Raw genomic sequence first — 24,641 nt, 5'->3', positions numbered from 1 at the left:
AATCGCGTGTCGGTGCTTTCGTACCGGGATGACGGCGCTTGTTGTTGAGCCACGCAGGTCAACGCGCCGTTTGGGGGTAAGGTTCGGGAGGCTTTGACCTCAGGGCAGGGTCTGTCGCAACTCGCTGGGGCTGATCCCGTAATGCTGCCGAAAGCGCATCGCAAAGCGCGAGGGCGAGTCATAGCCGCAGGCCGAGGCAATGTCGGCGATGGGCAAGGACGAGGCCTGCAACTGGTCCAGCGCCAGTCCCAGCTGCACCTTGTCCAGCAATTCGCGGAAGCCGGTCTGCTCGCGCGCCAGCCGCCGCCGCAGGGTCGACACGCTGCAGTGAAAAGCCTCGGCCACGCGTTCCAGGCTGCGTTCTTCCGGGGCCAGCATCAGCAGGTGCTGTTCGATGTGATGGCTGATGGCGTCGCCACGTTCACGCAGCAGGCCGCCGATGGCGCCGCGCAGGCTCAGGGCCAGCAGCAGGCCTTCGGCTGCCTGGCATTGCAGTTCGCTGGCGGCTTCTTCGCGGATGCAGTCCTGCAGATGGCGCCAGGCGCGCAGGATGTCGGCATCCTGCGCCACGCTGCTGACCGCGCTGGCATCGCGCGCCTGTACGCCCTGGCCGGGATAGTGCAGGCGAAAGCGCTCGATCAGTGCCGGCGGCAGGGACACCATGTCGGCCGCATATTCGCCGCCCTTGGGCAGGTTGGCGACATTGACCTGGGTACCGGCGGCGATGAGCACCAGCACATCCTGCCCGCACAGCAGATGGCGATGGCCCCATTGCATGCGCTTCTTGCCCTGGCGGACGTGGCAGATGCTGGCCAGGCCGATGAAGACCTGGCGCAACTGCTGTTCGTGCCGGGCGCGGATGCGTGTCAGCGTGGGGCGGGTGCCATGGGCGAAGGGCAGGATGGCGATGTCACTTTGCATGCGGGAATCAGCGTCCGTAGGTGGCGGTCAAGCGGGCCTGGCCGAGGGCCGCGCCGTTGAGGAAGAAGCCGAGCATAGCACCGCTGGCTTGCGCATCCAGTGGCAATTTTTCGGTGTTCAGTGCCCAAATGACGAATTGATAGCGGTGCGGCTTGTCACCCGCTGGCGGGCAGGCACCACCGTAGCCGCTGCTGCCGAAATCGGTACGGCCCTGGATGGCACCAGCGGGCAGGCCGCGGCCCTGGGCATCGATGCCGGTCGGCAGGCTGGTGGTGGAGGCCGGCAGGTTGAACACGGTCCAGTGCCACCAGCCGCTGCCGGTCGGGGCATCCGGGTCATACACGGTCACGGCGAAGCTCTTGGTGCCGGCCGGGGCGTTGGACCAGGACAGCTGCGGCGAGCGGTTCAGGCCGCTGCAGCCGAAGCCGTTGAAGACTTCCGCGTTCGACAGCGCCTTGCCATTCTGGATGTCGCGGCTGGTCACGGTGAAATCGGCAGCGTGGGCCGACAGTGCAGAAAACGTCAGGGCCAGCGTGGCCACGGAAAAGCGGAAAAAGGACATGAATGCGCTCCGGTCAAGGTTGAGGAGCGCCCATGGTAGAGGGCTGGCAGCGGCGACATGGTGCAGAAAACGTCAGCCTCGGTGCAGAAAGCGTCAACGCGCCCAGAGTGCTGCGTGCCGCGTTGTCAGAACAGGTTCAGCGAAATCAGGAAGTCCAGTCCCTGGAACAGTTCGACATAGCGGCTGGCCGCCGATTCATTGATCACGATGAAGCGGGTGAAATCGAACAGCGCCGGTTCCAGCTGCGCGTCGATGGCTTGCTGGGCCGCGAAGCTGGCGTAGCTGAGGCCGAAGCTGTAGAACTGCTGCTTGAACTGCGGATTGAGATTGGCCTCGTCGACCGGGTGGAATTTCATGACCAGCCGCGCATGCTGGCTGGCCACCAGCGCCTGCATGGTGCGCAGCGAACTCATCAGGCCATGCAGGTTGCGCTGGGCCTCTTCGCTGTGCTGGCCGCAGCGCGCCACCATGTTGATGATGTTGGGCAGGAAGCACAGCCAGTGGCGCTCCGTCTCGCGCAGTCCGCCCTGAGGTTCGAGGCTGATCGTGCGCACCTGCGGCAGGCCCGCAAAGGCTTGCGGCGAGACCCGGTAGGCGCCGCCATATTTCGGGCTCTGCGCATCGAACCAGATGGCGGGCATCGCATTGACCTGCAGGACGGCTTGCGGTGTGAGGCCCAGGCGCTGCATCAGCATGGGTTTGGCTTGCAGCATGTGCAGCAGTGTGGTGGCATCGACGGCGGCATTTTGCGCCGGTGCGGCCAGCAGGGGATTGCAGGAGGTGTTGCCTTCTTCCAGGTAACACACGGTCTGCACCGCTGCCGCCAGCTTGAGCAGCTTGCCCAGCAGGAAGCCGGTGTGCGGCACGAAGATGCGCAAGGGCGTGAAGGTGGCAGGCAGGGCCGCCACCATCCCCTCCAGAAACGCCACGGTGCGTGCCGGATCCCAGATGCCGTCGTCGATGACGCTGACGTAGGGACCCTCCCATTGCATGCCACGTCCGCAGACCACCAGCGGCGCGCGCACTTCTCCCTCGCGCTGCAATTGCCGTGCGATGGAATAGGTGATGGGGCTGTGCAGGTAGACGATGTCCATGGAAGAGCAATGGCGCGGCCGGAAATGCGCGCCTGATGAGGCCAGGGCGGGATGATGGCCGCCTCGGCCTGGCTGCACCATGGGAAGATGCTTCACAAACGTAACGGGATGTAACGAGAGGCGCGCTCGGTTTCAGCGTGGACGCAGCGCCTCTACCAGCGCATCGTTCACGTAATGCGGTCCGTCGAAGAGCCAGACCCGATACCCGCGATAGTGCTGCAATTGCGGCGTCAGCTCCTCCACGGTGGCACTGCGAAATCCGCCTCCGGGTTGCGGGCGAAAGGCCTCGGCGATGATCCGCACCCGCGCCGGCCCCAGCCGCTGCGACAGCACCTGCACGTAGTGCAGCGCCACCTGCGGCTCGCGGGCATAGACGCCGACGCCATCCTGGAAGAACACGCCGACATCCGGCGGCAGCCAGCTCAGCAAGCCGGCGGCCAGTGCTTCCGGCCCCACATTGGCACTGTCGTAGACGCTGATCCATAGCGGTCGTGGCAACTGGCCGAGCAGCTGGCCCAGTTGAGCAGCCTCGGTCCAGGTCGGATCGATCTCCACCGGGAAGTACCAGCCGCTGACCTTGAGCGGCGTGGACAATCTTGCCAGCTTGGCGGATTGCGCGATCAGTTGCGGCAGGTCGGCGCGGGCCGCAGCTTCATCGAAGCGGCCGGCCAGTCCGAGGATTACCTCCTGTGCCCATGGTTCGCGCGCAATGCGCTGCCAGTCGGGCAGGCGTGGCACGGTCGGCAAATCACTGCCTGCAACAAAGGCCTGGCCATCGACTGCGCTCCATTGCACCAGCAGGGTTCGCGCTCCCAGTTTTTGCCACTGGCCGCGTGGTTCGACGGTGGCATTGTCGGGCTGCCAGACGATGCCCTCGATCTCGCCCTGCGCTTGCGCGCGCAGGTCACAGCCGGCGCAGGCGGCCAGCAGCCACGCCGAGGCAGCGGCCAGCAGGGCGCTACGGCGCAGCGGGGAGGGCAAGGGTGCCGGTGGCATGTACTTCATGGGAGGACCTGCGGTTCACGAGGACTCAGTAGGACAGCGTGGTGCTGACGAAGAATCCCTGCGCCCGTTCATCGCCGCCGATGCGCCAGCGATACTGCAGCGACAGGTCCACATAGGAGCGCGGTGCATGATAGCGATCGCCCCGGAACCAATAACGCAGGTTCACCCCCGGACCCATGCCGATGGCGGTGCGATGGGTATTGAGCGAATTGAAGTCGGCGTTCAGGCTCAGATGCGGGAACAGCACCAGCTGATCGCTCACGCTGTCGAGCCGGAAACTGCGTCCGGTCTGGACCGAGGCCAGACCATAGGTCTGCGGATTGCGCAGGTAGCGGCCGACCTCGCCATACCATTGCGTGGTCCACCAGTCAGGGCGATCCACTCGCAGGTCGGTACCGATGCCATCGGAATAGGCCAGTTGCACCAGCCAGTCGGCGGCGGACTGGCTTCCCAGCGGGATCAGCCGTCCCAGCGACAGCACCAGGTTCTGGCTGGCCAGCGGCTTCCAGCGCGCGCCTACGGTGGCTTGCGCAGTCTGCGTGCCAGTCGCACCGCCGGACTGGTCCTGCAGGGTCTGGAATACGCGTGCGAACAGTTCGACCGGACGGCCGCCCTGATAGCCGAAGGGCCGCCAGTAGGCTTCTGCTCCGGCCTGCAGGGTGCTGTCGGTGGCGGAGGCACCGGGACGTCCGCCATTGCCGGCGCTGGGGCCGCCGCCGTTGTGCGTGAGCGAGGCGATGAAGCCGCCGCTGCGATCGATGGTGGCGATGCTGCGACGGGTATCGAAGCGCTGCTGCGGCGTCTGCTGCAGACTGCCATCGTCGGCACGGTCGACGCTGCGCTTGAACCAGCCCAGCGCGGCGTCATCGTCACCGGCATCGATGGCGGCATACCCCGCATCAGAAAGTGCGCGGGCGGGCAGGGTGCCGCCTGCATCGGCACGACGGAAGGCGTCCCGGGCAGCGGGGGCGTCCCCCGCCTGGGACGCCAGGTAGGCCAGTTGGAGATCATCCAGTCCATCCAGCGCGCCGCCATCGCGCGCGGCGAGGAAGCGTTCACGCGCTTCGCGTGGATGACCGGTGCGGGCCAGCAGCGCGATCTCGGTCTCGACCGGCAAGCCGCCTTGCGCCAAGGCCGCCTCACCATCGGCGCGGGCACCCGCGCTATCTCCCAGTTGTGCGCGCAAGGCAGCGCGCCTTGCCAGCAAGGGGCCATCTGCACCCTGTGCCTGCAGGGTGGCGCTGATGGCCTGCTCGGCTTGCTGATCCTGTCCACCAGCCTGCAAGGCATCGATCAGCAGCAGGCGGTATTCGGCATTCTGCGGTGACAGGGCTACGGCCTCGTTAGCTGCTTGCGCCGCCTGTGCGTACTGTTGCTGCTGCATCGCCTGGTAGCCGCGTGTGGCGGCATCGAAGCCGGCATCGCGCGCTTGCGCGCCAAACGTCACGTGGCAGGGATTGACGTTTTCTGCACCATCGCGGCTGCAATCCAGTGCTGGCACGGGGAGTTGGCGGGACGATATGGACGGGTTGCGCTGTTCGGCACCGAGCGCCGCCAGCCGATAGCGTCCCAGTGTCTGGGTGGCCTGCTGGCGCGTCAGGCGCAAGCGCGCAGCTTGGCGTGCATCGATTGCGGGGGCGAGCGTGTCGGGATCAAGATCGTTCAGCACATCCAGTGCCGCCTGCGGTTGTTGCATGGCCAGTTCGGCATCGGCCTGCAGAATCCCTGCATCCAGTTGTTCAGCGGCGCTGCTGTCGCTGGTTGCCAACCGGCGTGCCTGTGCGAAGTCGGCGCGGGCGGCATCGGCCTGGCCCAGACGCACGCGGGCATAGGCGCGCAGCAGCAGCGGGCCGGGCTGGCGTTCGTCCATGGCGTGGGCTTCGTCGGCGGAGCGCTCGGCCTGCGCGATCTGCTCGTTGTGCAGCAGGGCTATCACCAGCATCAGGCGATATTCCATTTCCTGCGGTGCCAGTGCCACGGCCCGGCGTGCAGCGTCCAGCTCGGCCTCGGCTTGGTTGCCGCTTTGTGCGCGGAAGACTTCGGCCGCAGCCATGGCGGCGCGTTCGCGTTGCAGTTCCAGCTGGCGGCGCAGCAGCGGGCGCTGGTCCGTGACCTTGTCCGCGCCTTGGGCCAGTACTTCGCTGGCGCGGTCGTAGTCATGGGTCTCGATCAGGGCATTGCCCAGCAGCAGCCAGTAGGCAGTATTGTGCGGGGCGGCCGCCACGGCCTGGCGTGCCAGCGTGACGGCCTGGTCGTAGCGCTTGCCATCGTAGGCGCGATAGGCCGCTGCTGCGGCGGCATAGCCGGGGTCGCGCGCCGTGCCACGCCCGGCGCTCATTCCGCCGCGCTGCTGTTGGCGCAGTTCGCGCAATTGGCGGCGCAAGGCCATGGAATCCGGGCGCAGGCGTATCGCTTCCTGCAGTTGCGCCTGCGCCTGCCCGAACGCACCGCGCGCCGCCGAGGCATAGGCCTGCTGCGCCAGGCGATAGGCCGGGCCGGACAGCGGCAGTTCCACCACCGCAGTTTGTGCCAGCGCGGTTCCGGTGGCGGCAGCAGCACCGCTGACCAGCAGCAGGAGCAGCAGGGACAAGGTCTTGTTCTTCATCGTGTCTTCTTGTTGTGGTGATGAGGGCGGTGCTCACGCAGGCTGGCCGCCTTGTGCCAGCCAGTCGCGCTGGCGCCGTACCGCCTCTTCGATGGCCTCGCGCGAGATCACGGCTTCATTGACCAGGTAGTCGCCGATGCGGCCATGCAGGTCGGGTCGATAGCGCTGCATGGCGGCATCGAAGACCGGGCGCGACAGCAGGCCGCTGGCGATCAGCAGGTCGCCCAGCAGCGGGACGCGGGCTTCGGTGCGGGCCGGGTCGAAGGCATTGTCCTGCCCGCGCAGCAGGCGCAAGCCGGCGGCGATCTCGGACTCGCGCGCCACCATGGCGAAGGGCGCGCGGCCCAGGACCGCTTCCAGCTCGGCCCGCGCGGCATCGGTCAGCGCACTGGCCACGGCCACCCGCGCCATGCCCTGGTCGGGCCGGCCTTCCTTGCCGGGGCCGAGGTAGAGCGTGCGCAGGCGGGCGCAGATTTCCACCGGCAGTTCGCCCGCATGGCGTTGCACGCGTTCCCGCGTGAGGCTCACGCGCGGCAGGCCTTCTTGATAGGCCAGTGCTTCGGCCAGGGTTTCTTCATCCAGCCAGCCATGGCTGACCATGACGGTCCCCAGCGGCAATTGCGTGCGGCGCTGTTCCTCCAGCGCCATCGACAGCGTGGCCTCGTCGACTGCCTGCCAGGTCCGCAGCAGGTCACCCAGACGCAGGCGCACGCGGCTGGCGATGCCATCCGTGGGGAAGTCGTGCATGGTCTTGTCCCAGGCCAGTGCGCGGCCCGCGAACAGGTACAGCAGGAACAGCCGCCACGCGCGCGCCACGGCCATGAAGTTGACGAAGTTGGCCACCACCATGCGCGGCAGGGCCATCAGGCCGTGACGCCAGCCGTACAGCTCGGTGGTGAAATAGAAACGGTGCACGGCACGATTGAGCATCGCCAAAGCATTGAGCGTGAGCACGGTGCGCCACCAGCCGTCACCGGCCAGCAGGGGAGGGTAGAACACGTCCCACCACTGGAAAGTGGTGGCCGCCGAAAACAGGATGAACTGCAAGGCCAGTACATAACCCAGCATGCTGACGAAGGCCGTGACAACGCCCTTGCGGTCGTGCAGCAGCAGATAGCGTGCCGCCAGCGAACCGCGCCATTCCATCTGCTCCCAGCTCTGCAGGCCGATGCCGATGACCCAGCGCGCCTTCTGGCGATAGGCCTGGGTGAAGGTGTCGGGGAAATATTCGCGCACCGCCAGCGGCATTTCCAGCGTGCTCTCGGCCACCTGCTCGCGCTTGCCGAAGAACCAGGGTTTGCGGCGCACCTTGAACTTCACGGGGAAGCGCGCAAAGATGGTCTGCATGCCCATCTGCGAGAGTTTGGTGCCGACCTCGTAATCCTCGGTCAGGCTGGACACGTTGAAGGGCTCGCCATCGGAGGCCTGCATCAGTCCGTGCAGCGCCTTGCGCGAGAAGCTGGTGCCGACCCCCGCCGAGGGTACCAGTCCGGCCACGCTTTCGCGCACCATCATGTCCTTGGCATGGCTTTCGGCGAATTCGTCCATGTAGGTACCGGCCACCAGTTCAAACCATTCGCGCTCCAGCGAGGCTACCGGCAGCTGGATCATGTCCTTGCGTGGCAGCAGGTAGTTGAAGAATTTCAGCTCCATCGGATGCAGCACGTCTTCGCTGTCGTGCAGGACCACACCGGCGAACTGCATGCCCAGTCCGGCTTCGCTGGCAAAGATGGTCTTGACCACCCAGTTCAGGCAATCGGCCTTGCAGGTCGGACCGGCATGCGGCACTTCCACCCGGTGCAGCTGCTTGTAGCGCACCCGCATGCGCTCCACTTCGTCGATGGTCTCGCGGTCGTTGACGTAGGTGCCGACGAAGATGTGGTAACGCCGATAGTCCAGCACGGCCACCATGTCCTCGATCATCTGCGCGATGACGTCCGCTTCCATCCAGGCCGGCACCATGATGGCGATGGGCTGCTCATCGCGCTGCCGCAGCTGCTCCACCGTCAATGGCGTGCGCACGCGCTCGATGGTGAACCGGCGCCACAGGCGGCGCGACCAGTACCAGAGGTCGAAGAACAGGTCGTCCAGCGCCGACAGCAGGATCAGCAGGGCCACCACGGCCGCCGCAATTTCCAGTGCCGCGTAGTAGTTGGCGAACAGGAAGTTGAGCTGGGCCGTGGCATTGGCTGTGGTGAACATGCGCCGTCCTCAGTCCTGGCCGGCGTCGCGCGGCGTCGCCTGGGCTTGCTTGCGCTGGGCTTCCTGCTCGGCCATGCGACGGCGGCGCGTGCGGCTGGCCAGGATCAGCAGGAGAATGAACAGGCCGATGATGGTCAGCGGCACCACCCACCACAGGATGTCCGGAATGGTCAGCGAGGGGGCGTCCTGCACTGCATCGCGGCCACTGGCGTCATTGGTGTCGATCTCCGCCAGCAGGCCGGTCGAGGACACGGCTGCCACATTGCCGGACGACAGCGCAAACGGTTTGGCCACCAGCGGCCGTTCCTTGCCGACGCTGTGCCAGACCACGCCTTGCTGGCCGTTGGTCTTGGCTACCTCGAGAATGCCGAGGCGGTCGAAGCCGGTGACGTCGAGCATGGGCTTGGCGCTGCTGTCATTCATCACCAGCGTATTGCCCTTGACCTGCACGATGCCCTGGGCATCCTTGAAGGGCAGGTCAAACGCCAGGAAGCTGCCCGAAGGAGCGGCCTCCTTGCCGTCGTCCACCACGGTCATGCGGGTGCGGTCGGCGGGCAGGCCGGCGCTGGAGGCCACCATGATGACGCGCTGCAGGCTGGCCGGCACATCGTCCAGATAGCTGTGCGGCACCAGCAACTGCGCACCGGCGGCGAAGCGGCGGACCATGCCGGTGAAGTTGGCTTCGTCCTGGGCCTTGTCCAGTTTCAGGTGGCTGGATCCCAGCACCGCTACCGGGAAGGCCTGGGGCGTTTCACGGCAGTTGTCGCTGGAGGGCTGGCGCACGAAGGACACGCGCAACTGGTTCTGTGCAGCCAGCGCACCCGGCGGGATGCGCGCGATGATGCGCTCGCGCTGGCCGTCGGCCTGCAGGCTGCGCGCTCCCAGCAGCACATCGTTGAGGAACACCGAGGCCACCGGCGGCGTGCGCGTGGCACCCGGCGCGGCCGAGACATCCAGTACCAGTTCGGACGGCAGGCGGCCGTCGCTGGCGACTTCGGCGATATCGAAGGACGCACTCCAGTCGGCGCGGCTGAGCACATCGATGCTACCCGGCGCACCGCCCAGGTTTTTCAGCAGGATGAAGTCTTCACCCGTCACCGGCTTGTGCGCCGTGCGCGCCACCAGCGAGGCGGCACCGCTGATGTTGCGCCAGTAGCGGTCGAACATCTGCGCAAAGGCGGGGCCGGACTGCGCACCCGCCAGGATCACCGGATGACCGAAGGCTGACGACAGCCGCAGTTCACCAGCCTGCAGGCTGGCGGACTGCGGCTGCACGCGGGCGCGCCAGCCGCTGAAGGCCGGCATCGCTTCGGGCGCGCTGGCCTGCACCTGCTGCTGCAGGGCGTTCATGGCGCTGTCGAGACCGGAGAGCAGCGCTGCATCGGCCACCACGATGTCGGCCCGCACCTGGTTGCGGCCCAGGGCCAGCAAGGCGCCGACTTCGGCCGGATCCTTCAGGGCATGTTGGCCGCTGCCCTTGAGCGCGGCAAACGCGGCAATGCCGCGCAGCCCATCGGGTACGTTGAGGCGGCTCAGGTCGATCACGTCACCCACGCGCGGCAGCACCGTCACCGTGCTGTGCTTGCCCGCGCGTTCCAGCGCCACACCGATGCGCCAGGCGCTGTCGTAGCTCTGTGCATCCAGCTGGCGTCCCGCCACCATGATGGAGGTCAGGGCCGGCAGCGCCCCCCAGGCGGTGCGCAGGTCGCCGATGGCGCGGCTGTCGTAGCGGTAGCTGAAGGAGGAATCGGGATTCACCTGCAGCACGTTGCCGGGCGTACGCGGGTCGGCGCATTGCGACAGGCCGGAGAGCATGGTGGTCCAGTTCACGCCCATGCGCACGAATCCATTGGCGCGAGGCGCGCCATCGATGCCCAGCGCCAGGCTGGCATCGCCCTGATCGGCCGTCATGGCACGCGCCGCGACCGGATAGGTATCGATGGCCACGACCATGGTGGTGCGGCCGCCATCGGCGCGCAGATACTTTGCGTCCAGTTTCAGATTGGCATCCGCCAGCGGCACATTGGACGGCACCGGCAGATAGAGTTCGCGGCTGCTGTCATTGGACGCCAGCACCAGCGGCGAGGTGATGCCCAGTGAGGCCAGGCTCTCGCGGCGCTCGATCCAGGTATCGTCAGTCAAGGTGCGGAAAGCGTCAGCGGCGGCGTTGTTGCCTGTGGGGGCGGCCAGCAGGACCGGCGAAAAGCCGGCGGCAAGCACGGCGACGGCCAGCGTCATGAACATCGGCGTTCCCGCGGACAAGCGCAGGCGGCGCGCAGCCGCTGGCTGGGGGTGGTGGCGTGCAATCATCAGATTCCTGTCGCAAGAGGGACCATCGGTCCGCGTAGTCCGGACCTTGTGGCGTTTCGTTGAATTGTTTGTTGTTCGGTTGCGTGGCTCGGTTGCGTGCGGTAGGAGCGGAGGGAGGTCAATTTGGTTGCATGTTCGATATCACTCTTTACACCTTGCAGTACGCGGACACTTTCCTTGTGTCCATTTTTTCGTGATTTTTTGCTTGAAATGGCGAGGCAGAAAAACTAAGTATTCAGGGCGATTGCCGTCTGGCATCACCCGGAGGGGCGCATGGGAAAAGGGGCGCTTCTGGCTGATTTCGCCTGAGGAGAAAAGGCGGGGTAACGCAACACTGACAAGGATGTTTGTGAGAATTCCCTACATCAGGGGCGTAAAAAATTTTTTATATTGTTTGATTTCACTCGGTTCTGGCCGGAAAACATTTCCATAAAAAACTAAGTAAACGGGACGACGACAAAAACCGCAACGTCTCGCCGCCCATGGCTTGCGAATGGATGAGTCAGGCGGAGAAGGGCTGGAAGTTGCGTCCCAGAATGGCATCGACGATGCGGGCACAGGCCTGTCCGTCGCCATAGGGATTTTGTTTGCGTGCGAAGCTGCGCCAGAGCCGGTCTTCGCTCAGCAGGGTGGCCACGGTATCGACGATGCGGCCGGTATCGGTGCCGACCAGTTGCACGGTGCCTGCGGCCACGGCCTCGGGGCGTTCGGTGACGTCGCGCATGACCAGTACCGGCTTGCCCAATGCGGGCGCTTCTTCCTGGACGCCGCCGGAATCGGTCAGGATCACGTGGGTGCGCTGCATCAGCCGCACGAACTGCAGATAGTCCAGCGGCTCGATCAGATGCAGGTGAGGCAGGCCGGACAGCTCCTGCATGACGGGGCCGCGCACGTTGGGATTGAGGTGCACCGGGTAGACGATCTGCAGGTCATCGCGTTGCGCCAACTGGGCCAGTGCGCGGCAGATCTGCAGGAATCCGGTACCGAAGTTCTCGCGCCGGTGGCCGGTGACCAGCAGCAGGCGGCGTTCAGGCAGCAGCGTTGGCAGGGCGGCATCGAGCTGGGCGCGAAGCCCGGCATCGGCATCGATGCGGGCCACCGTCATCTGCAGGGCATCGATGACGGTGTTGCCGGTGACCACGATTTTTCCCTGCAGGTTTTCTGCTTCGAGATTGCGGCGCGACTGCGCGGTGGGCGCGAACATCAGGTCGCTGACCACATCGATGGTGCGCCGGTTCATCTCTTCCGGCCAGGGCTGGTGCATGTCATGGGTGCGCAGGCCGGCCTCCACGTGGCCGACCGGGATGCGCCGGTGAAAGGCCGCCATGGCCGCGACCATGGCGGTGGTGGTATCGCCGTGGACCAGCACGCGGTCGGGCCGGGTCTGCTCCAGCAGCTGGTCGATGCCGGCGAAGAGGCGCGCGGAGAGGCCGTTGAGCGTCTGGTCCGGCACCATCACATCGAGGCTGTGATCGGCCTCGATGGCGAACAGCTCCAGTACCTGCGCCAGCATCTGCTTGTGCTGGCCGGTGGCGCAGACGATGGACTCGATGGCGGGCTCGGCATCGAGGGCCTTGACCAGCGGTGCCATCTTGATGGCTTCGGGGCGGGTACCGAAAATCGACAGCACCCGGAGAGGGTGGCTGGGCGTGGCTTGGTCCATGATGCTCCAGTAAAGGCTGCGTGAGCGCGCCTGTATCAAATCGAGGTCGTGACCGGCGTTGGGCTGTTCTTGTTGATTGTTGGCATCAGCGTGGTGCGCGGAGTGGTGGGGCCATCCGATAAGCAGAGACAGCCCGGGATATGGGACAAGACTCGCGAAGATTTGGTTCTGGCGACAGTGAAAGGCTTGGACGGAGCGTACGCGTTATCGTCATTGCGCCCGGGCAAGCTTGGCTGGTCCGGGCGCAGGACTTACGGTGAGGGGGCGGCGAGATAGTTGCGGCGCTGCCGCTGGTGGCGTATTGAGAGCAAGTGAACGACACCCCTGGAGCGGGCATAGAGCACCAGAGTATCCTTCATGACGTACTCTCGTACCTCCGTGTGGCGGGCCAGTCTGCCCAATTGCCGTTCGAGGAGGCGCAGGGCGCTGTGGACTTCGGTTGATTGCCCGGCGCCGCCTTGAATCAAGGGGCCGAGCTTTGGAAAACTTTCCAGATTGGGGATGACGGTCGCGATCAGTTCATCCAGCAGCTGGTCATAGGCATCGGTTGCCTCATTGGCGTCGAGGAAATCCTCGATCTGCGCCAGCCCGCGAAGGAAATACGTCGTGACCTCGACCCGATGCGGGACGGCCACCTTGTACCTCAGCGCGTGGTCTTGGCAGTGCGGCGGCGTTTGAGGCCGTTGAGGGCGGTGCGGGCATCGTCCACATGACCGGCCGCGACATCGGCCAGCCCGGCGCGGGCATCTTCAATGGTCAGCAGGTGCAGGTGCTCCCGCTCCAACTGATGGTAGTAATCCAGTCGCTCTGTATCGATCAAGGCGACGTAGCTGACGCCGTTCTTGGTAATGATTTTCTCTGTGCCCGCCTTGACCTGATCCGCCAGTTCGGAAAGTTGGGCCCGGGCTTGCGTCAGCGTAATCACGTCAGTGGAAGAAAAGGCCATCTCGGACCTCCTAAAATGATGTACAGATTCCTGTACATTATAGAGGCCTGCCTTGCTGGTTGCTTGCGTGCGCATGATGTCACTCCTTGGATGGAAGAGGCGCATGCTCGCGCAAATTGCCTGGTCTGGCAGCGAAATCGTGAAATCAATCCGCTTTCCTCGCATTTTTTGATTGTCTGCCACTTCCATCACCATTGGCCGCCCATGAACCTCACCCCCCCTCGCCATCCTCCTGGTCTTCCAATGCCTGGGCGAAGGCACCGCGCAATTGCTGGGCCTGCCCATTCCCGGTCCGGTGATCGGCATGCTGCTGTTGCTGATCGCCTTTCTCTCTTCCTCACGCCTGGCGCAGATGATGGAGCCGACCTCATGGGGCATCCTGCAGCACCTGTCGCTGCTGTTCGTGCCGGCCGGTGTCGGCGTGATTGCCGCTGCCGGCCAGCTCAAAGGCGATCTGCCGGCCATCGCGGTGGCGCTGGTGGTGAGCACGGTGCTGGCCATCGGCGTCGGCGCGCTGGTGACCAATGCGGCGATGAAGCGCTTCTCTGCGGCACGCCAGCCGGATCACGATGAGGAGCCGCACTGATGCACGGCCTGGCCCGTCTGACCGATGTCTGGGTCTACCTGGCAGCCTCGCCGCTGCTGGGGCTGACGACCACGCTGGTGGCCTATCTCGTGGCACTGTGGATCTACCGGCGGCTGGGTTACCACCCGCTGGCCAATCCCGTGCTGATCGCCATCGTCATCGTGGTCAGCATCCTGGGCATCACGCATACGCCCTACAAGACGTATTTCGAAGGCGCGCAATTCGTGCATTTCATGCTTGGACCGGCCACGGTTGCGCTGGCCATGCCGCTCTACAAGCAGTGGCACAATTTCCGCCGCGCAGTGCTGCCGCTGATGCTGGGACTGGCCGCCGGTTCCGTGACGGCCGTGGTCTCGGCGGTCGGGATCGCCTACGCCATGGGGGCCTCGCGCGACATCGTCATTTCCATGGCACCCAAGTCGGCCACCACGCCGATTGCCATGGCCATCTCGGAACGCTTCGGCGGCCTGCCGTCGCTGACCGCCGTGCTGGTGATCTGCACCGGCATCCTGGGCGCGGTCCTGGCGCGCTACGTGCTCAACTTCCTGCGGATCGACAGCCATCCGGTGCGCGGCTTCGCGCTGGGCGTGGCCTCACATGGCATCGGCACCGCGCGCGCTTTGCAGGTCAGTGCAGAGATGGGTGCCTTTGCCGGATTGGGCATGGGACTCAATGGCGTCTTCACCGCCGTGCTGGTGCCGGTGCTGATGCCGCTGTTCCTGCGCTGGACCGGAAATTGAGAATGAACTAAATAATTTAAGCTACTTGCTTCGGGCACCATGGCGGTACCTTGAACTGCTCCACCAGAAAATCACGCATGCGCTGCACCTTGGGCGGCAGATGCGTGCGGGTCGGGTAGAGCGTATGCACCACCAGTTGTTCGCCGGTGCTCCAGCCTTCGAACAATTCCACCAGTTCACCGGACTGGATTGCCGCGTTGACGATGAAGTCCGGCTGGATCGCGATGCCCTGGCCGGCCATGGCCATGGCACGGCAGGTAGCGCCATTGTTGACGTAGACGGTGGAGCGCACGCGCACCGTGCAGGTGTCGCCGTGCTCATGCTTGAAATGCCACTCATCGCCGCCGTTGCGGTAGCTGTAGGAGATGAAGGGATAGTCGCGCAGTTCCGCCGGACTTACCGGCGTACCATGCCGCTGCAGGAAGGCCGGCGAGGCGCAGGCAATCATGCGCACCGGTGCCAGCGGCCGCGCCACCATGCGGCTGTCACCGAGGGTACTGATGCGGATGGCCATGTCGAAACCTTCCTCAAGCAGGTCGATGGTGCGGTCCGACAGGGTGATGTTGAGCGTGATCAGCGGATTCTGTTCGGTGAACTTGCCCCATAGCGGAGCCAGTTGCTCCACGCCGAAATCCTGCGGAGCGCCGATGCGCAGCCGTCCGCAGGCCTGGTCGGAATTGAGCCCGACTTCGCTCTCCACATCCTGGATGGATTCCAGCAATTCCTTGCAACGCGTGAAGTAGACGCGGCCCTCATCGGTCAGCGAGAGCCGCCGCGTGGTGCGGTGGAGCAGGCGGATGCCGAGGAACTGTTCCAGCTCCGAAACCTGCCGCGAGACCGCCGGTTTGGACTGGCCGGTCACCTCCACGGCGGCTACGAAGCTGCCGCTCTCTACCACGGCGACAAAGGTTTCCATCGCTTGCAACTTGTCCATGGCTGCTTTCCGATCCGCAAGAAAAATACCGGTCAGATTGCCACAGCAGCGTGCGCCTGCCCATGCTACGTTCGGATAATGGCGCGTCCGGAAAATCCGTTCATCGCACCGTGGCGGCCCACGCCACCACTTCGTTCGCCAGCCGCGCCGAGGCGCTGCCAAAGGCGCTGACCACCTCCGGCACCTTGCTGCCGGCCACCGCTTCCACCACCGCAAAGCGCCGCGCCGCCAGTTGCTGGCGCGTGGCGGTGTCGACCAGTCGCGCGTCATAGACGATCACCACGCTGGGCGCGCCGTTGCGATATTCCGTCTGGAAGGCGTTGAGTGCGCCATCGAGTTCGACCTCGGCCGCGATGTTGGCATTGTCGCCGGACAGGCGCGGGAAACGTCCGTCGGCCTGGAAGGCATCCAGCAGGCGGTCGCGCAGCAACTGCGGTGCCGGATCGCTCCAGCGCACGCCGGCGTAGGACTTGACCACGTCGCCTTCAGGCAGCACCAGGATGCGTTCGCTGTCGATGCTGCGGCTGGCCGCCGGAGTGGCGATGCGCAGTGCGCGATAGGGCGTGCCGGTGGTCGCCGCATGGGGTGAAGCCAGCGGCGGCAGGCGATAGACCGCCAGCGGATCGGACTTGGGAAGAATCGAACACGCCGTCAGGGCCAGGCCGGCGGCCACCAGGGCGGTGCGCAGGAGCGGGGTCATCATGGTTGGAATTCCTGAAGATTGTCTTGGCCCAGCAGGTAGGCACCGGGATTGCTTTCCAGTTTGCGGCTGATGGCCCGCACCGAGGCCAGGGTACTGCGCAGTTCGGTAATGGCCGGCCCGATCTCCGCCACGCCCTGGGCGCCGTTGTTGAGGGCGGCCTGGTTCTGCTGGATCAGCTTTTCGATCTGCTGGCTGCTGGCCGCCAGCGAACGCATGGCTTGCTGCAGGTTGCCCATGGCGTCATTGCCGCGTGTGGCCAGCAACTGGTTGGCCGACTGCATCGCCAGATTGGCCTGGCGCGCCGCTGCCGCCAGTTCCTGCATGGCGGTGCCGACGTTGCCGCGCTGGTTGGCCAGGGTATCGGTCAGCTGTTCCAGGTGCGCCAGGGTCTGGTTCAGGCGGCGGGCGTTTTCCGGCGCCAGGAACTGTTTGGCATTGAGCAGCACTTCATTGACGTTGGAGAGCAGGTCCTCGCCGTTGGAGAGCAGCGCCGACAGCGGCGAGGGTGAGGCGATGATGATCGGGTCATTGCCGTCCTTGGATTCCAGCCGAGGACTCTCGGGCGAGCCATTGGTCAGCTGGATCAATGCGGTACCGGTGATGCCGGCCAGGGCCAGCTTGGCGCCGGTGTCTTCCTTGATGGGCGCCTTGCCGGTCACACGGATGCGGGCGCGCACCTTGCGCGGGTCGGCCGGGTCCAGGCTCAGGCCGACCACATCGCCCACCTTGATGCCGCTGTACTGCACGGGGCTGCCGCGCGAGAGCCCGCTGACCGCCTCGTTGAAGATGACCGTGTAGTAGTCGACGTCGCGGTCCTGTCCGACCTTGGTCAGCCACAGGCAGAACACCAGTGCCGCCAGGGCGACCAGGATGGTGAAGAGTCCGATGAGGACGTGATGGGCACGCGTTTCCATTAGGCGTTTCCTTGATGCGTTGGGGTGGCCGAAGCACGCAGTGCGGCCTGGCTGGCGGCCCGTCCGCGCGGGCCCTGGAAGTATTGCCGTATCCACGGATCATCGAAGGCCGCCACGGCCTCGATGCGGTCGGCCACCAGTACGCGCCTGGCCGAGAGCACGGCAACGCGGTCGCAGATGGCATAGAGGGTGTCCAGGTCATGGGTGACCAGGAACACGGTCAGGCCCAGCGCGTCGCGCAGGGTCAGGATCAGGCGGTCGAAGGCGGCGGCGCTGATGGGGTCGAGGCCGGCGGTCGGTTCGTCCAGGAACAGGATGTCCGGATCCAGCGCCAGCGCACGGGCCAGCGCGGCGCGCTTGATCATGCCGCCCGAAAGTTCCGCCGGAGTTTTGTCGCCGGCTGCAATGGGCAGGCCAGCCAGCGCCAGCTTCATGGCCGAGACCCCACGCGCCTCATCGGCATCGAGTCCGCCGTATTCGGTCAGGGGCAGCGCGATGTTTTCCAGCACGGTCAGCGAAGAGAACAATGCGCCCTGCTGGAACAGCACGCCGAAGCGACGCTCATACTGCGAACGTGCTTCGGAGGACAGTGCAGACAGATCCTGTCCGAACACTTTCACCTGTCCCGCCGCAGGACGTTGCAAGCCGACGATGCTGCGCAGCAGGACCGATTTGCCGGTACCGGAACCGCCCACCACGCCCAGAATTTCACCGCGCCGCACCTGCAAGTCCAGCTGGTCATGGACCACTTGCGGTCCGAACTGGTTGCGCAGACCGCGCACGTCGATGATCGCTTCGACGGCCTGATCGTCGTGCCCCGGGGTCACCATCCCATCTCCATGAAGAACAGGGCCGCCAGTGCATCCAGCAAAATCACCACGAAGATCGACTGCACCACGCTGGAGGTGGTGTGCTGGCCCACCGACTGGGCGCTGCCGCTGACCTTGAAGCCTTCGTTGCAACCGATGATGGCAATCACGAAGGCAAACAGCGGTGCCTTGACCATGCCCAGCACGAAGTGGCGGATGCCCACATCCTGCTGCAGCAGCGAGAGGAACATGGTCGGGCTGATGTCCAGCGACAGCGCGCACACCATGGCTCCGCCGAAGAGGCCCGACATCATGGCGATGAAGGTGAGCAGGGGCATGGAGATCAGCAGCGCGATGATGCGCGGCAGGACCAGCAGGTTGATCGGGTCCAGTCCAAGGGCGCGGATGGCATCGATTTCCTCGTTGGCCTTCATCGAGCCGATCTGCGCCGTAAAGGAACTGGCGGTGCGCCCGGCCATCAGGATGGCCGTCAGCAGCACCGCGAATTCGCGCAGGAAGGAGAAGGCCACCAGGTCCACCGTATAAAGGCTGGCGCCGAAATCGGCCAGCACGGTCGCCCCCAGGAAGGCGACCACGGCACCCACCATGAAGGTCAGCAGGGAGACGATGGGGACCGCGTCCAGCCCGGTCTGTTCCACCTGGGCCACTACGCCCGTAAAGCGCCAGCGCGAAGGACGCCAGAACGAGGCCGCCAAGGTCTGCAGGCACAGTCCGGCAAAACCCAGCAGGCCGCGCGAGCAGGCGCGCAGGTTGAGGGTGGCCACGCCGGCCCGTTCCAGCATGTCGGTAATCCAGGCCTGCGGCGGCGGGGCGGCCTTGGGCATGGCGATGGCCTTGGCCTCGGCCACGGCGGCCAGCAGGCCGCGCCAGGCGCGCGGCAGATTGCTGTCCTCGCCGGTCTGGCGCAAGGCTGCGGGCACGCCCAGCAGATCCACCAGCAGCTTGGCGCCCACGGTGTCAAAGGCGGTCAGTGCAGAAAACGTCAGCACCAGCTGATCGTCTACCGCCGGCCGCTGCTGTGCGATCTGGTGCGACAGCGCGCGGTAGTTGCGCAAGGTCCAGTCGCCTTCCACGTGCAGCACAGGCGGGCTGGACGGTTCGAGGCGGAAGGTGGCGGCGTTGTTCAAATCAGGTCAGGCCAGCGAGGGCAAGGTTGGAAGAGGGCAGTGTACCGAACTTGCGCGCCACTGCGCAAAAAGCGTCAGCGGGCCGCCGCAAGTATGGCATGGGCACAGGCTTCGCGCCAGCCGCAATGACCCGCGCGGGCACTATCCCAAGAGGTAATTGCTGCGGGGGGAAGGGGCTCCTACCATGTGCCTTCCCTGGACCCGGCCAGTGCCATTCTCCTCCCTCCACCCGGCAGAAAGCACCCGGGATGATTTGACGTTTTCTGCACCATGCCGCGTGCGGCACGCTTCTCATGAAAAAACTCGTCTTCACTCTTTCCGCCCTGGGGCTGCTCAACGCCAGCCAATGTGCCCAGGCCCAGACTTCCGGCGTCACCGTCTATGGCGTCATCGACATGAGCCTGGTCTATGCCAGCAAGGTCGGTGCCGGCAACAACAGCCGCGTCAGTGTCGACTCCGGTGACGCCATGGCCTCGCGCATCGGCTTTCGCGGCCGCGAGGAACTGGGTGGCGGACTGGCGGCCATCTTCCAGCTGGAAAACGGATTCTCCGCTGACGACGGTGCCATGGCCACGCCGGGCAGCCTGTTCGACCGCAAGTCGGTGGTCGGCCTGAGTGGCCATGTCGGCACGCTGACCATTGGCCGCCAGACCGACTATCTGGAAGAGATCGGCCTGCAATACAGTTCCTTCCAGATCTTCGGTGGCGGCGGTGTGCGTGCCGGGCACTTCAACAGCCTCGATCGCCTGACCGGCGCACGGACCAGCAATTCGCTGCGCTTCGATACGGCCGACATCGATGGCTTTACCGGCAGCCTGTTCTACGGCTTCGGCGAGGTCGCCGGCAAGACGTCGGCGGGACAAGCCTTCGGCGTCGGAGCCAACTATCGGCGGGGCAATGCGGGCATCGGTGCCGCTTACTACCAAAGCAAGCTGGCCGCGGATACGCCGCCGTCCAGTGCCGGTGATACCGACCTCAAGACCTTCACCCTGGGCGCCAGCTACCAGGCCGGTCCGGCCAAGCTGTTCGCAGCCTGGTCGCAGGTGCGCCGCCCGACCCAGCAGCCGCTGGCGGCGAGCGGACTGGTGGCCATCACCAGCGCTACCCGCGCCAATGTGTTCGACGTCGGCGTGGATTACGCGATGAATGCCAGGCTGCACCTGCTGGGCAGTGTCATCCATGATCGTGCCGATCTGTCCCGTGCCAGCGGTGGTGCTACGCGCGGTCACACCACGCAGCTCAATGTCGGCATCGATTATTTCTTCAGCAAGCGCACCGATCTCTACGCCATGGCCAGCCGCCAGTCGGCCAGCGACGTGCTCAATCCCGGCGTCATCAGCGCGGCCTATTCGTCGGCACCGGCGGACGACAGCAGCCAGAATGTCCTGCGTATCGGGCTGCGGCACAAGTTCTGAGAGCGCCGAAAAACATAGCCGAAAACGGCAAAACAGCCTCCGCAGTGCGGGGGCTGTTTTGCTTTTGAGCGGTGCGATCCGGAGACATCAGGGGCAAAGAAAGGCTGCATGCGGGAAGAGAACGCAGACTGCGCGCGCCGCAGGACCTCGTGCGGCGCGCAGGTTTGCCAAATCGGGCTACGCCGGTGCGGGAAGGGAACGCAATAATCCATCACACCCGTTCCACACCGACACGTTCCGACCATGACCTCCACTCGTTTCCGTTCCCGCCTGCTGCGCAAGGCGGTCTTGTCTACGCTTTCCGTAGCCGGCCTGGCCACCGCCTTGCTGGCGCCGCTGCCGGCCGCCGCCCATGGCGCGGCCGCACACATGTTGCCGCTCAAGAAGACCCTGGAAGATTTCGGCGCTACCGTGCGCTGGGATGCCTATGCGGGTCTGTGGACCATCCAGCGCAACAGCGTGACCGTGCGCGTCAAGCCGCGCGCCACGACCGCGCTGGTCAACGGCCAGAGCGTGAAGCTGCCGGTGCCGCTGGTGATGAAGAACGGACAGCCCTATGTCTCCGACGAATTCATCAATACCGTCTTTGCGCCCAGTCTGGACAAGACTTTCCAGATCGAGGCGGTGCCGCATCCGCTGAACCCGCTCAGCGCCGATGAGATCAATGCCACGCTGGATGTCTTGAAGGCCAGCGGCCGCTGGCAGCCGTCCTATCGCTTTACCGAAATCACGGTGGCCGAAGCGCCCAAGGAGCAGGTCTGGAAATTCGCCCTCGGCGAACGCGGACAGACCTTTGCCCGGCGCGCCGATTTCACTTTGCTAGATGGCAGCCAGGTGATCGAAGGTACGGTGGATCTGGGTCAACGCAGCGTGACGCGCTGGGAGCCCAAGGTCGGTGTGCATGGCATGGTGCTGGTGGATGACTTCGCCACCGTCCAGAATGCGATGGAAACCAGCCCCGACTACGCCCAGGCGCTGGCCAAGCGCGGCATCACCGACATCAAGAAGGTGGTGGCCACTCCGCTGACCGTGGGCTACTTCGGCGGCAAGGATGCCTTGCAGGAAGATGCCCGCCTGCTCAAGGTGGTCAGCTACCTGGATGTCGGCGACGGCAATTACTGGGCCCATCCCATCGAAAACCTGGTGGCGGTGGTCGATCTGGTGCAGAAGAAAGTCATCAAGATCGAAGACAACGGCGTGATCCCGGTGCCGATGAAACCGACCGGCTACGACGGCAGCGGCCGCGCTCTGGTGCCGCCGCCCAAGCCGCTGGACATCAGCGAGCCCGAGGGCAAGAACTACACCATCACCGGCAACACCCTGCGCTGGCGCAACTGGGAGATGCACTTCAAGCTGGATTCGCGCGTGGGCCTGATGTTCTCGACCGTCACCTACAACGACCACGGCAAGAAGCGCCAGATCATGTACGAAGGTTCGCTGGGCGGCATGATCGTGCCTTACGGTGATCCGGACGTGGGCTGGTATTTCAAGGCCTACCTGGATTCGGGCGAATACGGCATGGGCACGCTGACCTCACCCATCGAGCGCGGCAAGGATGCCCCTGACAACGTGGTGCTGCTCGATGCCACGCTGGCCGACACCAGCGGCAAGCCGCGTACCATCCCGCGCGCCATTGGCGTCTTCGAACGCTATGCCGGTCCGGAATTCAAGCACCAGGAATACGGCCAGCCCAATTTGTCGGTGGAGCGGCGTGAGCTGGTGATCCGCTGGATCAGCACGGTCGGCAATTACGACTACATCTTCGACTGGGTCTTTGCCGAGAACGGCACCATCGGCATCAATGCCGGCGCCACCGGCATCGAAGCGGTCAAGGGCGTGAAGTCCTCGACCATGCGTGACGCCAGCGCGGCCGAGGATACCCGTTACGGCACGCTGATCGATCACAACATCGTCGGCACCACGCACCAGCATATCTACAACTTCCGTCTTGATCTGGACATCGATGGTGAAGGCAATACGCTCACCGAAGTTGATCCGGTGGTGTTGCCCAACACCCGGGGCGGCCCACGCAGCAGCACCATGCAGACCGTGCAGCGCACCGCAGAGACCGAGCAGCAGGCGGCGCAGAAATTCGATGCATCGACCATTCGTTTGCTGAGCAACCCGAACAAGTTCAACAAGGTCGGCAATCCGGTCTCTTACCAGCTGATCCCGTATGCGGGCGGTACGCACCCGATTGCCAAGGGCGCCAACTTCTCGCCCGATGAATGGCTCAACAAGCGCCTGAGCTTCATGGACCGCCAGCTGTGGGTGACCCGCTATGACCCGCAGCAGCGCTTCCCGGAAGGCAAGTATCCGAACCGCTCGCACGAGGACACCGGCCTGGGTGCCTTCGTCAAGGACAACCAGTCCATCGTCAACCAGGACGATGTGGTCTGGCTGACCACCGGCACCACCCACGTGGCGCGTGCCGAAGAGTGGCCCATCATGCCCACCGAATGGGTACACGTCCTGTTGAAGCCCTGGAACTTCTTCGACGAGACGCCCACCCTCGGCCTGAACAAGAAGAAATAAGGCTTCCCCAAGCCGGCAAAGCTTGACCGTCTGCGCTTCGGCCCGACGGTCTTTTTTCACAAGGAGACTCCATGCACATCGCATCCAACATCATCGGCGGCCAACTGCGCACGGGCAGCCGCCTGCTCGATTCGCACAATCCCGCCACCGGCCAGATCATGGGCCGCTTCCCGCACTCCGATGCCATCGAGGTTGCGGCAGCGGTAGCCGCCGCACGCCAGGCGCAACCGGGCTGGGCAGGCTTGTCACTGGCGCAGCGGCGCGAGCATCTGCAGCGCGTGGCCGATGCCATCGCCGCCAATGCCGAACGGCTGGCCACGCTGGTGACGCTGGAACAGGGCCGCCCGCTGGGCGGCGTAGGTCCTGACCAGGTGCCGGGCTCACGCTTCGAACTGTGGGGCTGCGAGGCCTGGACGCGCGCCACGGCCAGCCTGGAACTGGCCCCGGAAGTGGTGTTCGAGGATGAGACCCGGCGCGACGAACTGCATCGCAAGCCCTATGGCGTGATTGCCGCCATCGCACCCTGGAACTGGCCGCTGATGATTTCCATCTGGCAGATCATCCCGGCGCTCTACACCGGCAATACGGTCGTGCTCAAGCCCTCGGAATACACCAGCGTCTGCGGCCTGGAACTGGCGCGCGTGATTGCGGAAGCAATGCCGGCCGGCGTGCTCAATACCGTCAGCGGCGATGGCAGCGTGGGCGCCCTGCTGGTGGAGGATGCGAACGTCAACAAGATCATGTTCACCGGCTCCGGTGCGACCGGTGCGCGCATCGTTGCAGCGGCCGCGCGCAACCTCACGCCGACCACCATGGAACTGGGCGGCAATGATGCGGCCATCGTGCTGGAAGATGCCGATCCCAAGGCGATTGCGCCGGGCCTGTTCTGGGGCGCCTTCCTCAACATGGGCCAGACATGCGCCTGTGCCAAGCGCCTCTACGTGCCCGATGCGCTGCATGACCAGATCGTGGCCGAGCTCAAGGCCATCATTGCGGCCACGCCCATGGGCGACGGCTTGCAGCCCGGCATCGCCATGGGGCCGGTACAGAATCCCATGCAGTTGAAGAAAGTGGCGGCGCTGGTGGACAGTGCCCGTGAAGAGGGCGCCACCATCGTCTGCGGTGGCGTGCTGCCGGATGGCCCGGGCAATTTCTATCCGCTCACGCTGGTGACCGAGATCCGCGATGGTGCGCGTCTGGTGGACGAGGAACAGTTCGGGCCGGTGCTGCCCATCATCCGCTACAGCGATCTGGAGCAGGCCATCGCCAATGCCAACCGGCTCGACGTCGGCCTGGGCGCGTCGGTGTGGAGCAGTGATACGCAGCGTGCTGCCGAAGTGGCTACCCTATTGCAGGCCGGGACGGTGTGGGTGAACCAGCACGGCATGGTCCATCCCATGGTGCCCTTTGGCGGCAACAAGCGTTCGGGGTGGGGACTGGAATTCGGGCAGGAGGGATTGAAGGGGGTGACGCAGCCGCAAGTGATCAGTTTGAAAAAATAACCGTACGGTCTTGTATCAAAAAAAGGATATCCGTGGATATCCTTTTT

At 65.0% G+C, this 24,641-nt stretch carries 20 protein-coding genes; 5 read left to right on the top strand and 15 right to left on the bottom strand.

Annotated elements, in window-relative coordinates:
- Positions 1 to 99 precede the first annotated feature (99 nt).
- The 10 genes from JOD78_RS05840 to JOD78_RS05795 form a co-directional block, all read right to left on the bottom strand.
- Complete coding sequence (locus JOD78_RS05840) at positions 100 to 921, bottom strand: helix-turn-helix transcriptional regulator (protein WP_039785463.1); 822 nt, start codon at positions 919 to 921, stop codon at positions 100 to 102.
- A gap of 7 nt (positions 922 to 928) precedes the next feature.
- Positions 929 to 1,483, bottom strand: coding sequence for a YbhB/YbcL family Raf kinase inhibitor-like protein (locus JOD78_RS05835; RefSeq protein ID WP_134135938.1), 555 nt, complete (start codon positions 1,481 to 1,483; stop codon positions 929 to 931).
- Positions 1,484 to 1,608: 125 nt separating this feature from the next.
- Positions 1,609 to 2,658, bottom strand: coding sequence for a hypothetical protein (locus tag JOD78_RS05830; protein ID WP_227022671.1), 1,050 nt, complete (start codon positions 2,656 to 2,658; stop codon positions 1,609 to 1,611).
- 51 nt (positions 2,659 to 2,709) lie between these two features.
- On the bottom strand, positions 2,710 to 3,573 hold the full coding sequence (locus tag JOD78_RS05825; protein WP_209567633.1) for a hypothetical protein: 864 nt from the start codon (positions 3,571 to 3,573) through the stop codon (positions 2,710 to 2,712).
- 34 nt (positions 3,574 to 3,607) lie between these two features.
- Complete coding sequence (locus tag JOD78_RS05820) at positions 3,608 to 6,187, bottom strand: tetratricopeptide repeat protein (protein WP_209566852.1); 2,580 nt, start codon at positions 6,185 to 6,187, stop codon at positions 3,608 to 3,610.
- 33 nt (positions 6,188 to 6,220) lie between these two features.
- Positions 6,221 to 8,389, bottom strand: coding sequence for a glycosyl transferase family protein (locus JOD78_RS05815; RefSeq protein WP_209566850.1), 2,169 nt, complete (start codon positions 8,387 to 8,389; stop codon positions 6,221 to 6,223).
- A gap of 9 nt (positions 8,390 to 8,398) precedes the next feature.
- Positions 8,399 to 10,699, bottom strand: a complete 2,301-nt coding sequence (locus JOD78_RS05810) for a cellulose biosynthesis cyclic di-GMP-binding regulatory protein BcsB (RefSeq protein WP_209566848.1) — start codon at positions 10,697 to 10,699, stop codon at positions 8,399 to 8,401.
- Positions 10,700 to 11,201: 502 nt separating this feature from the next.
- A complete protein-coding gene (wecB, locus tag JOD78_RS05805) occupies positions 11,202 to 12,362 on the bottom strand; it encodes a UDP-N-acetylglucosamine 2-epimerase (non-hydrolyzing) (protein WP_209566846.1) in 1,161 nt (386 codons plus the stop codon).
- 251 nt (positions 12,363 to 12,613) lie between these two features.
- Positions 12,614 to 12,997 carry a type II toxin-antitoxin system RelE/ParE family toxin gene (locus JOD78_RS05800; protein WP_209566844.1) on the bottom strand — a complete coding sequence of 128 codons (384 nt, stop codon included), beginning with the start codon at positions 12,995 to 12,997 and terminating at the stop codon, positions 12,614 to 12,616.
- An 8-nt stretch (positions 12,998 to 13,005) separates the two neighbouring features.
- Positions 13,006 to 13,308: a type II toxin-antitoxin system Phd/YefM family antitoxin gene (locus tag JOD78_RS05795; RefSeq protein ID WP_209567631.1), complete on the bottom strand. Its 303-nt coding sequence runs from the start codon at positions 13,306 to 13,308 to the stop codon at positions 13,006 to 13,008.
- Positions 13,309 to 13,534: 226 nt separating this feature from the next.
- Between JOD78_RS05795 and JOD78_RS05790 the strand changes: the two genes are divergently transcribed.
- Both JOD78_RS05790 and JOD78_RS05785 read left to right on the top strand, forming a co-directional pair.
- Positions 13,535 to 13,894: a CidA/LrgA family protein gene (locus tag JOD78_RS05790; RefSeq protein WP_209567629.1), complete on the top strand. Its 360-nt coding sequence runs from the start codon at positions 13,535 to 13,537 to the stop codon at positions 13,892 to 13,894.
- Positions 13,894 to 14,634: an LrgB family protein gene (locus JOD78_RS05785; RefSeq protein ID WP_034339613.1), complete on the top strand. Its 741-nt coding sequence runs from the start codon at positions 13,894 to 13,896 to the stop codon at positions 14,632 to 14,634. The genes JOD78_RS05790 and JOD78_RS05785 overlap by 1 nt, the downstream gene beginning before the upstream one ends.
- 16 nt (positions 14,635 to 14,650) lie before the next feature.
- Here JOD78_RS05785 and JOD78_RS05780 read toward each other — a convergent pair whose 3' ends face one another.
- The 5 genes from JOD78_RS05780 to JOD78_RS05760 form a co-directional block, all read right to left on the bottom strand.
- On the bottom strand, positions 14,651 to 15,568 hold the full coding sequence (locus JOD78_RS05780) for a LysR family transcriptional regulator (protein ID WP_204726601.1): 918 nt from the start codon (positions 15,566 to 15,568) through the stop codon (positions 14,651 to 14,653).
- Between the two features lie 100 nt (positions 15,569 to 15,668).
- Positions 15,669 to 16,271, bottom strand: coding sequence for an ABC-type transport auxiliary lipoprotein family protein (locus JOD78_RS05775; protein WP_134135923.1), 603 nt, complete (start codon positions 16,269 to 16,271; stop codon positions 15,669 to 15,671).
- Entirely contained in the window at positions 16,268 to 17,185 is a 918-nt protein-coding gene (locus tag JOD78_RS05770; RefSeq protein WP_039785481.1) for an MlaD family protein, read from the bottom strand. The genes JOD78_RS05775 and JOD78_RS05770 overlap by 4 nt, the downstream gene beginning before the upstream one ends.
- Positions 17,185 to 18,015 carry an ATP-binding cassette domain-containing protein gene (locus JOD78_RS05765; protein ID WP_209566842.1) on the bottom strand — a complete coding sequence of 277 codons (831 nt, stop codon included), beginning with the start codon at positions 18,013 to 18,015 and terminating at the stop codon, positions 17,185 to 17,187. Before JOD78_RS05765 ends, JOD78_RS05770 begins: the two co-directional genes overlap by 1 nt.
- Positions 18,009 to 19,142, bottom strand: coding sequence for an ABC transporter permease (locus JOD78_RS05760; RefSeq protein WP_121041767.1), 1,134 nt, complete (start codon positions 19,140 to 19,142; stop codon positions 18,009 to 18,011). The genes JOD78_RS05765 and JOD78_RS05760 overlap by 7 nt, the downstream gene beginning before the upstream one ends.
- Before the next feature lie 293 nt (positions 19,143 to 19,435).
- Here JOD78_RS05760 and JOD78_RS05755 point away from each other — a divergent pair, with 293 nt between their 5' ends.
- The 3 genes from JOD78_RS05755 (at position 19,436) to JOD78_RS05745 (ending at position 24,594) form a co-directional block, all read left to right on the top strand.
- Positions 19,436 to 20,557: a porin gene (locus JOD78_RS05755; protein WP_209566840.1), complete on the top strand. Its 1,122-nt coding sequence runs from the start codon at positions 19,436 to 19,438 to the stop codon at positions 20,555 to 20,557.
- Between the two features lie 243 nt (positions 20,558 to 20,800).
- The gene (gene tynA / locus JOD78_RS05750; RefSeq protein WP_209566838.1) at positions 20,801 to 23,092 is read left to right on the top strand and encodes a primary-amine oxidase; all 2,292 of its coding nucleotides are present in this window, start codon (positions 20,801 to 20,803) and stop codon (positions 23,090 to 23,092) included.
- Positions 23,093 to 23,163: 71 nt separating this feature from the next.
- Positions 23,164 to 24,594 (top strand): aldehyde dehydrogenase family protein, encoded by a 1,431-nt coding sequence (locus JOD78_RS05745; RefSeq protein WP_209566836.1) that lies wholly within the window; start codon positions 23,164 to 23,166, stop codon positions 24,592 to 24,594.
- The last annotated feature ends 47 nt before the right edge of the window (positions 24,595 to 24,641 follow it).

Origin of the sequence: Herbaspirillum sp. 1130 (assembly GCF_017833835.1) — a bacterium.
Taxonomy (GTDB): domain Bacteria; phylum Pseudomonadota; class Gammaproteobacteria; order Burkholderiales; family Burkholderiaceae_D; genus Herbaspirillum; species Herbaspirillum huttiense.
The sequence above is the reverse complement of the archived record's forward strand: the minus strand, read 5'-3'. Positions and strand labels throughout refer to the sequence as shown.

Excerpts from the sequence above, each read along its gene's own strand:
- JOD78_RS05770 (WP_039785481.1), bottom strand. The coding sequence starts at position 17,185 with ATGGAAACGCGTGCCCATCACGTCCTCATCGGACTCTTCACCATCCTG.
- JOD78_RS05810 (WP_209566848.1), bottom strand. The coding sequence starts at position 10,699 with ATGATTGCACGCCACCACCCCCAGCCAGCGGCTGCGCGCCGCCTGCGC.
- JOD78_RS05830 (WP_227022671.1), bottom strand. The coding sequence starts at position 2,658 with ATGGTGCAGCCAGGCCGAGGCGGCCATCATCCCGCCCTGGCCTCATCA.
- JOD78_RS05765 (WP_209566842.1), bottom strand. The coding sequence starts at position 18,015 with ATGGTGACCCCGGGGCACGACGATCAGGCCGTCGAAGCGATCATCGAC.
- JOD78_RS05815 (WP_209566850.1), bottom strand. The coding sequence starts at position 8,389 with ATGTTCACCACAGCCAATGCCACGGCCCAGCTCAACTTCCTGTTCGCC.
- JOD78_RS05835 (WP_134135938.1), bottom strand. The coding sequence starts at position 1,483 with ATGTCCTTTTTCCGCTTTTCCGTGGCCACGCTGGCCCTGACGTTTTCT.
- tynA (WP_209566838.1), top strand. The coding sequence starts at position 20,801 with ATGACCTCCACTCGTTTCCGTTCCCGCCTGCTGCGCAAGGCGGTCTTG.
- JOD78_RS05825 (WP_209567633.1), bottom strand. The coding sequence starts at position 3,573 with ATGCCACCGGCACCCTTGCCCTCCCCGCTGCGCCGTAGCGCCCTGCTG.
- JOD78_RS05785 (WP_034339613.1), top strand. The coding sequence starts at position 13,894 with ATGCACGGCCTGGCCCGTCTGACCGATGTCTGGGTCTACCTGGCAGCC.
- JOD78_RS05780 (WP_204726601.1), bottom strand. The coding sequence starts at position 15,568 with ATGGACAAGTTGCAAGCGATGGAAACCTTTGTCGCCGTGGTAGAGAGC.
- JOD78_RS05745 (WP_209566836.1), top strand. The coding sequence starts at position 23,164 with ATGCACATCGCATCCAACATCATCGGCGGCCAACTGCGCACGGGCAGC.
- JOD78_RS05820 (WP_209566852.1), bottom strand. The coding sequence starts at position 6,187 with ATGAAGAACAAGACCTTGTCCCTGCTGCTCCTGCTGCTGGTCAGCGGT.
- JOD78_RS05755 (WP_209566840.1), top strand. The coding sequence starts at position 19,436 with ATGAAAAAACTCGTCTTCACTCTTTCCGCCCTGGGGCTGCTCAACGCC.
- JOD78_RS05775 (WP_134135923.1), bottom strand. The coding sequence starts at position 16,271 with ATGATGACCCCGCTCCTGCGCACCGCCCTGGTGGCCGCCGGCCTGGCC.
- JOD78_RS05795 (WP_209567631.1), bottom strand. The coding sequence starts at position 13,308 with ATGGCCTTTTCTTCCACTGACGTGATTACGCTGACGCAAGCCCGGGCC.
- JOD78_RS05840 (WP_039785463.1), bottom strand. The coding sequence starts at position 921 with ATGCAAAGTGACATCGCCATCCTGCCCTTCGCCCATGGCACCCGCCCC.
- wecB (WP_209566846.1), bottom strand. The coding sequence starts at position 12,362 with ATGGACCAAGCCACGCCCAGCCACCCTCTCCGGGTGCTGTCGATTTTC.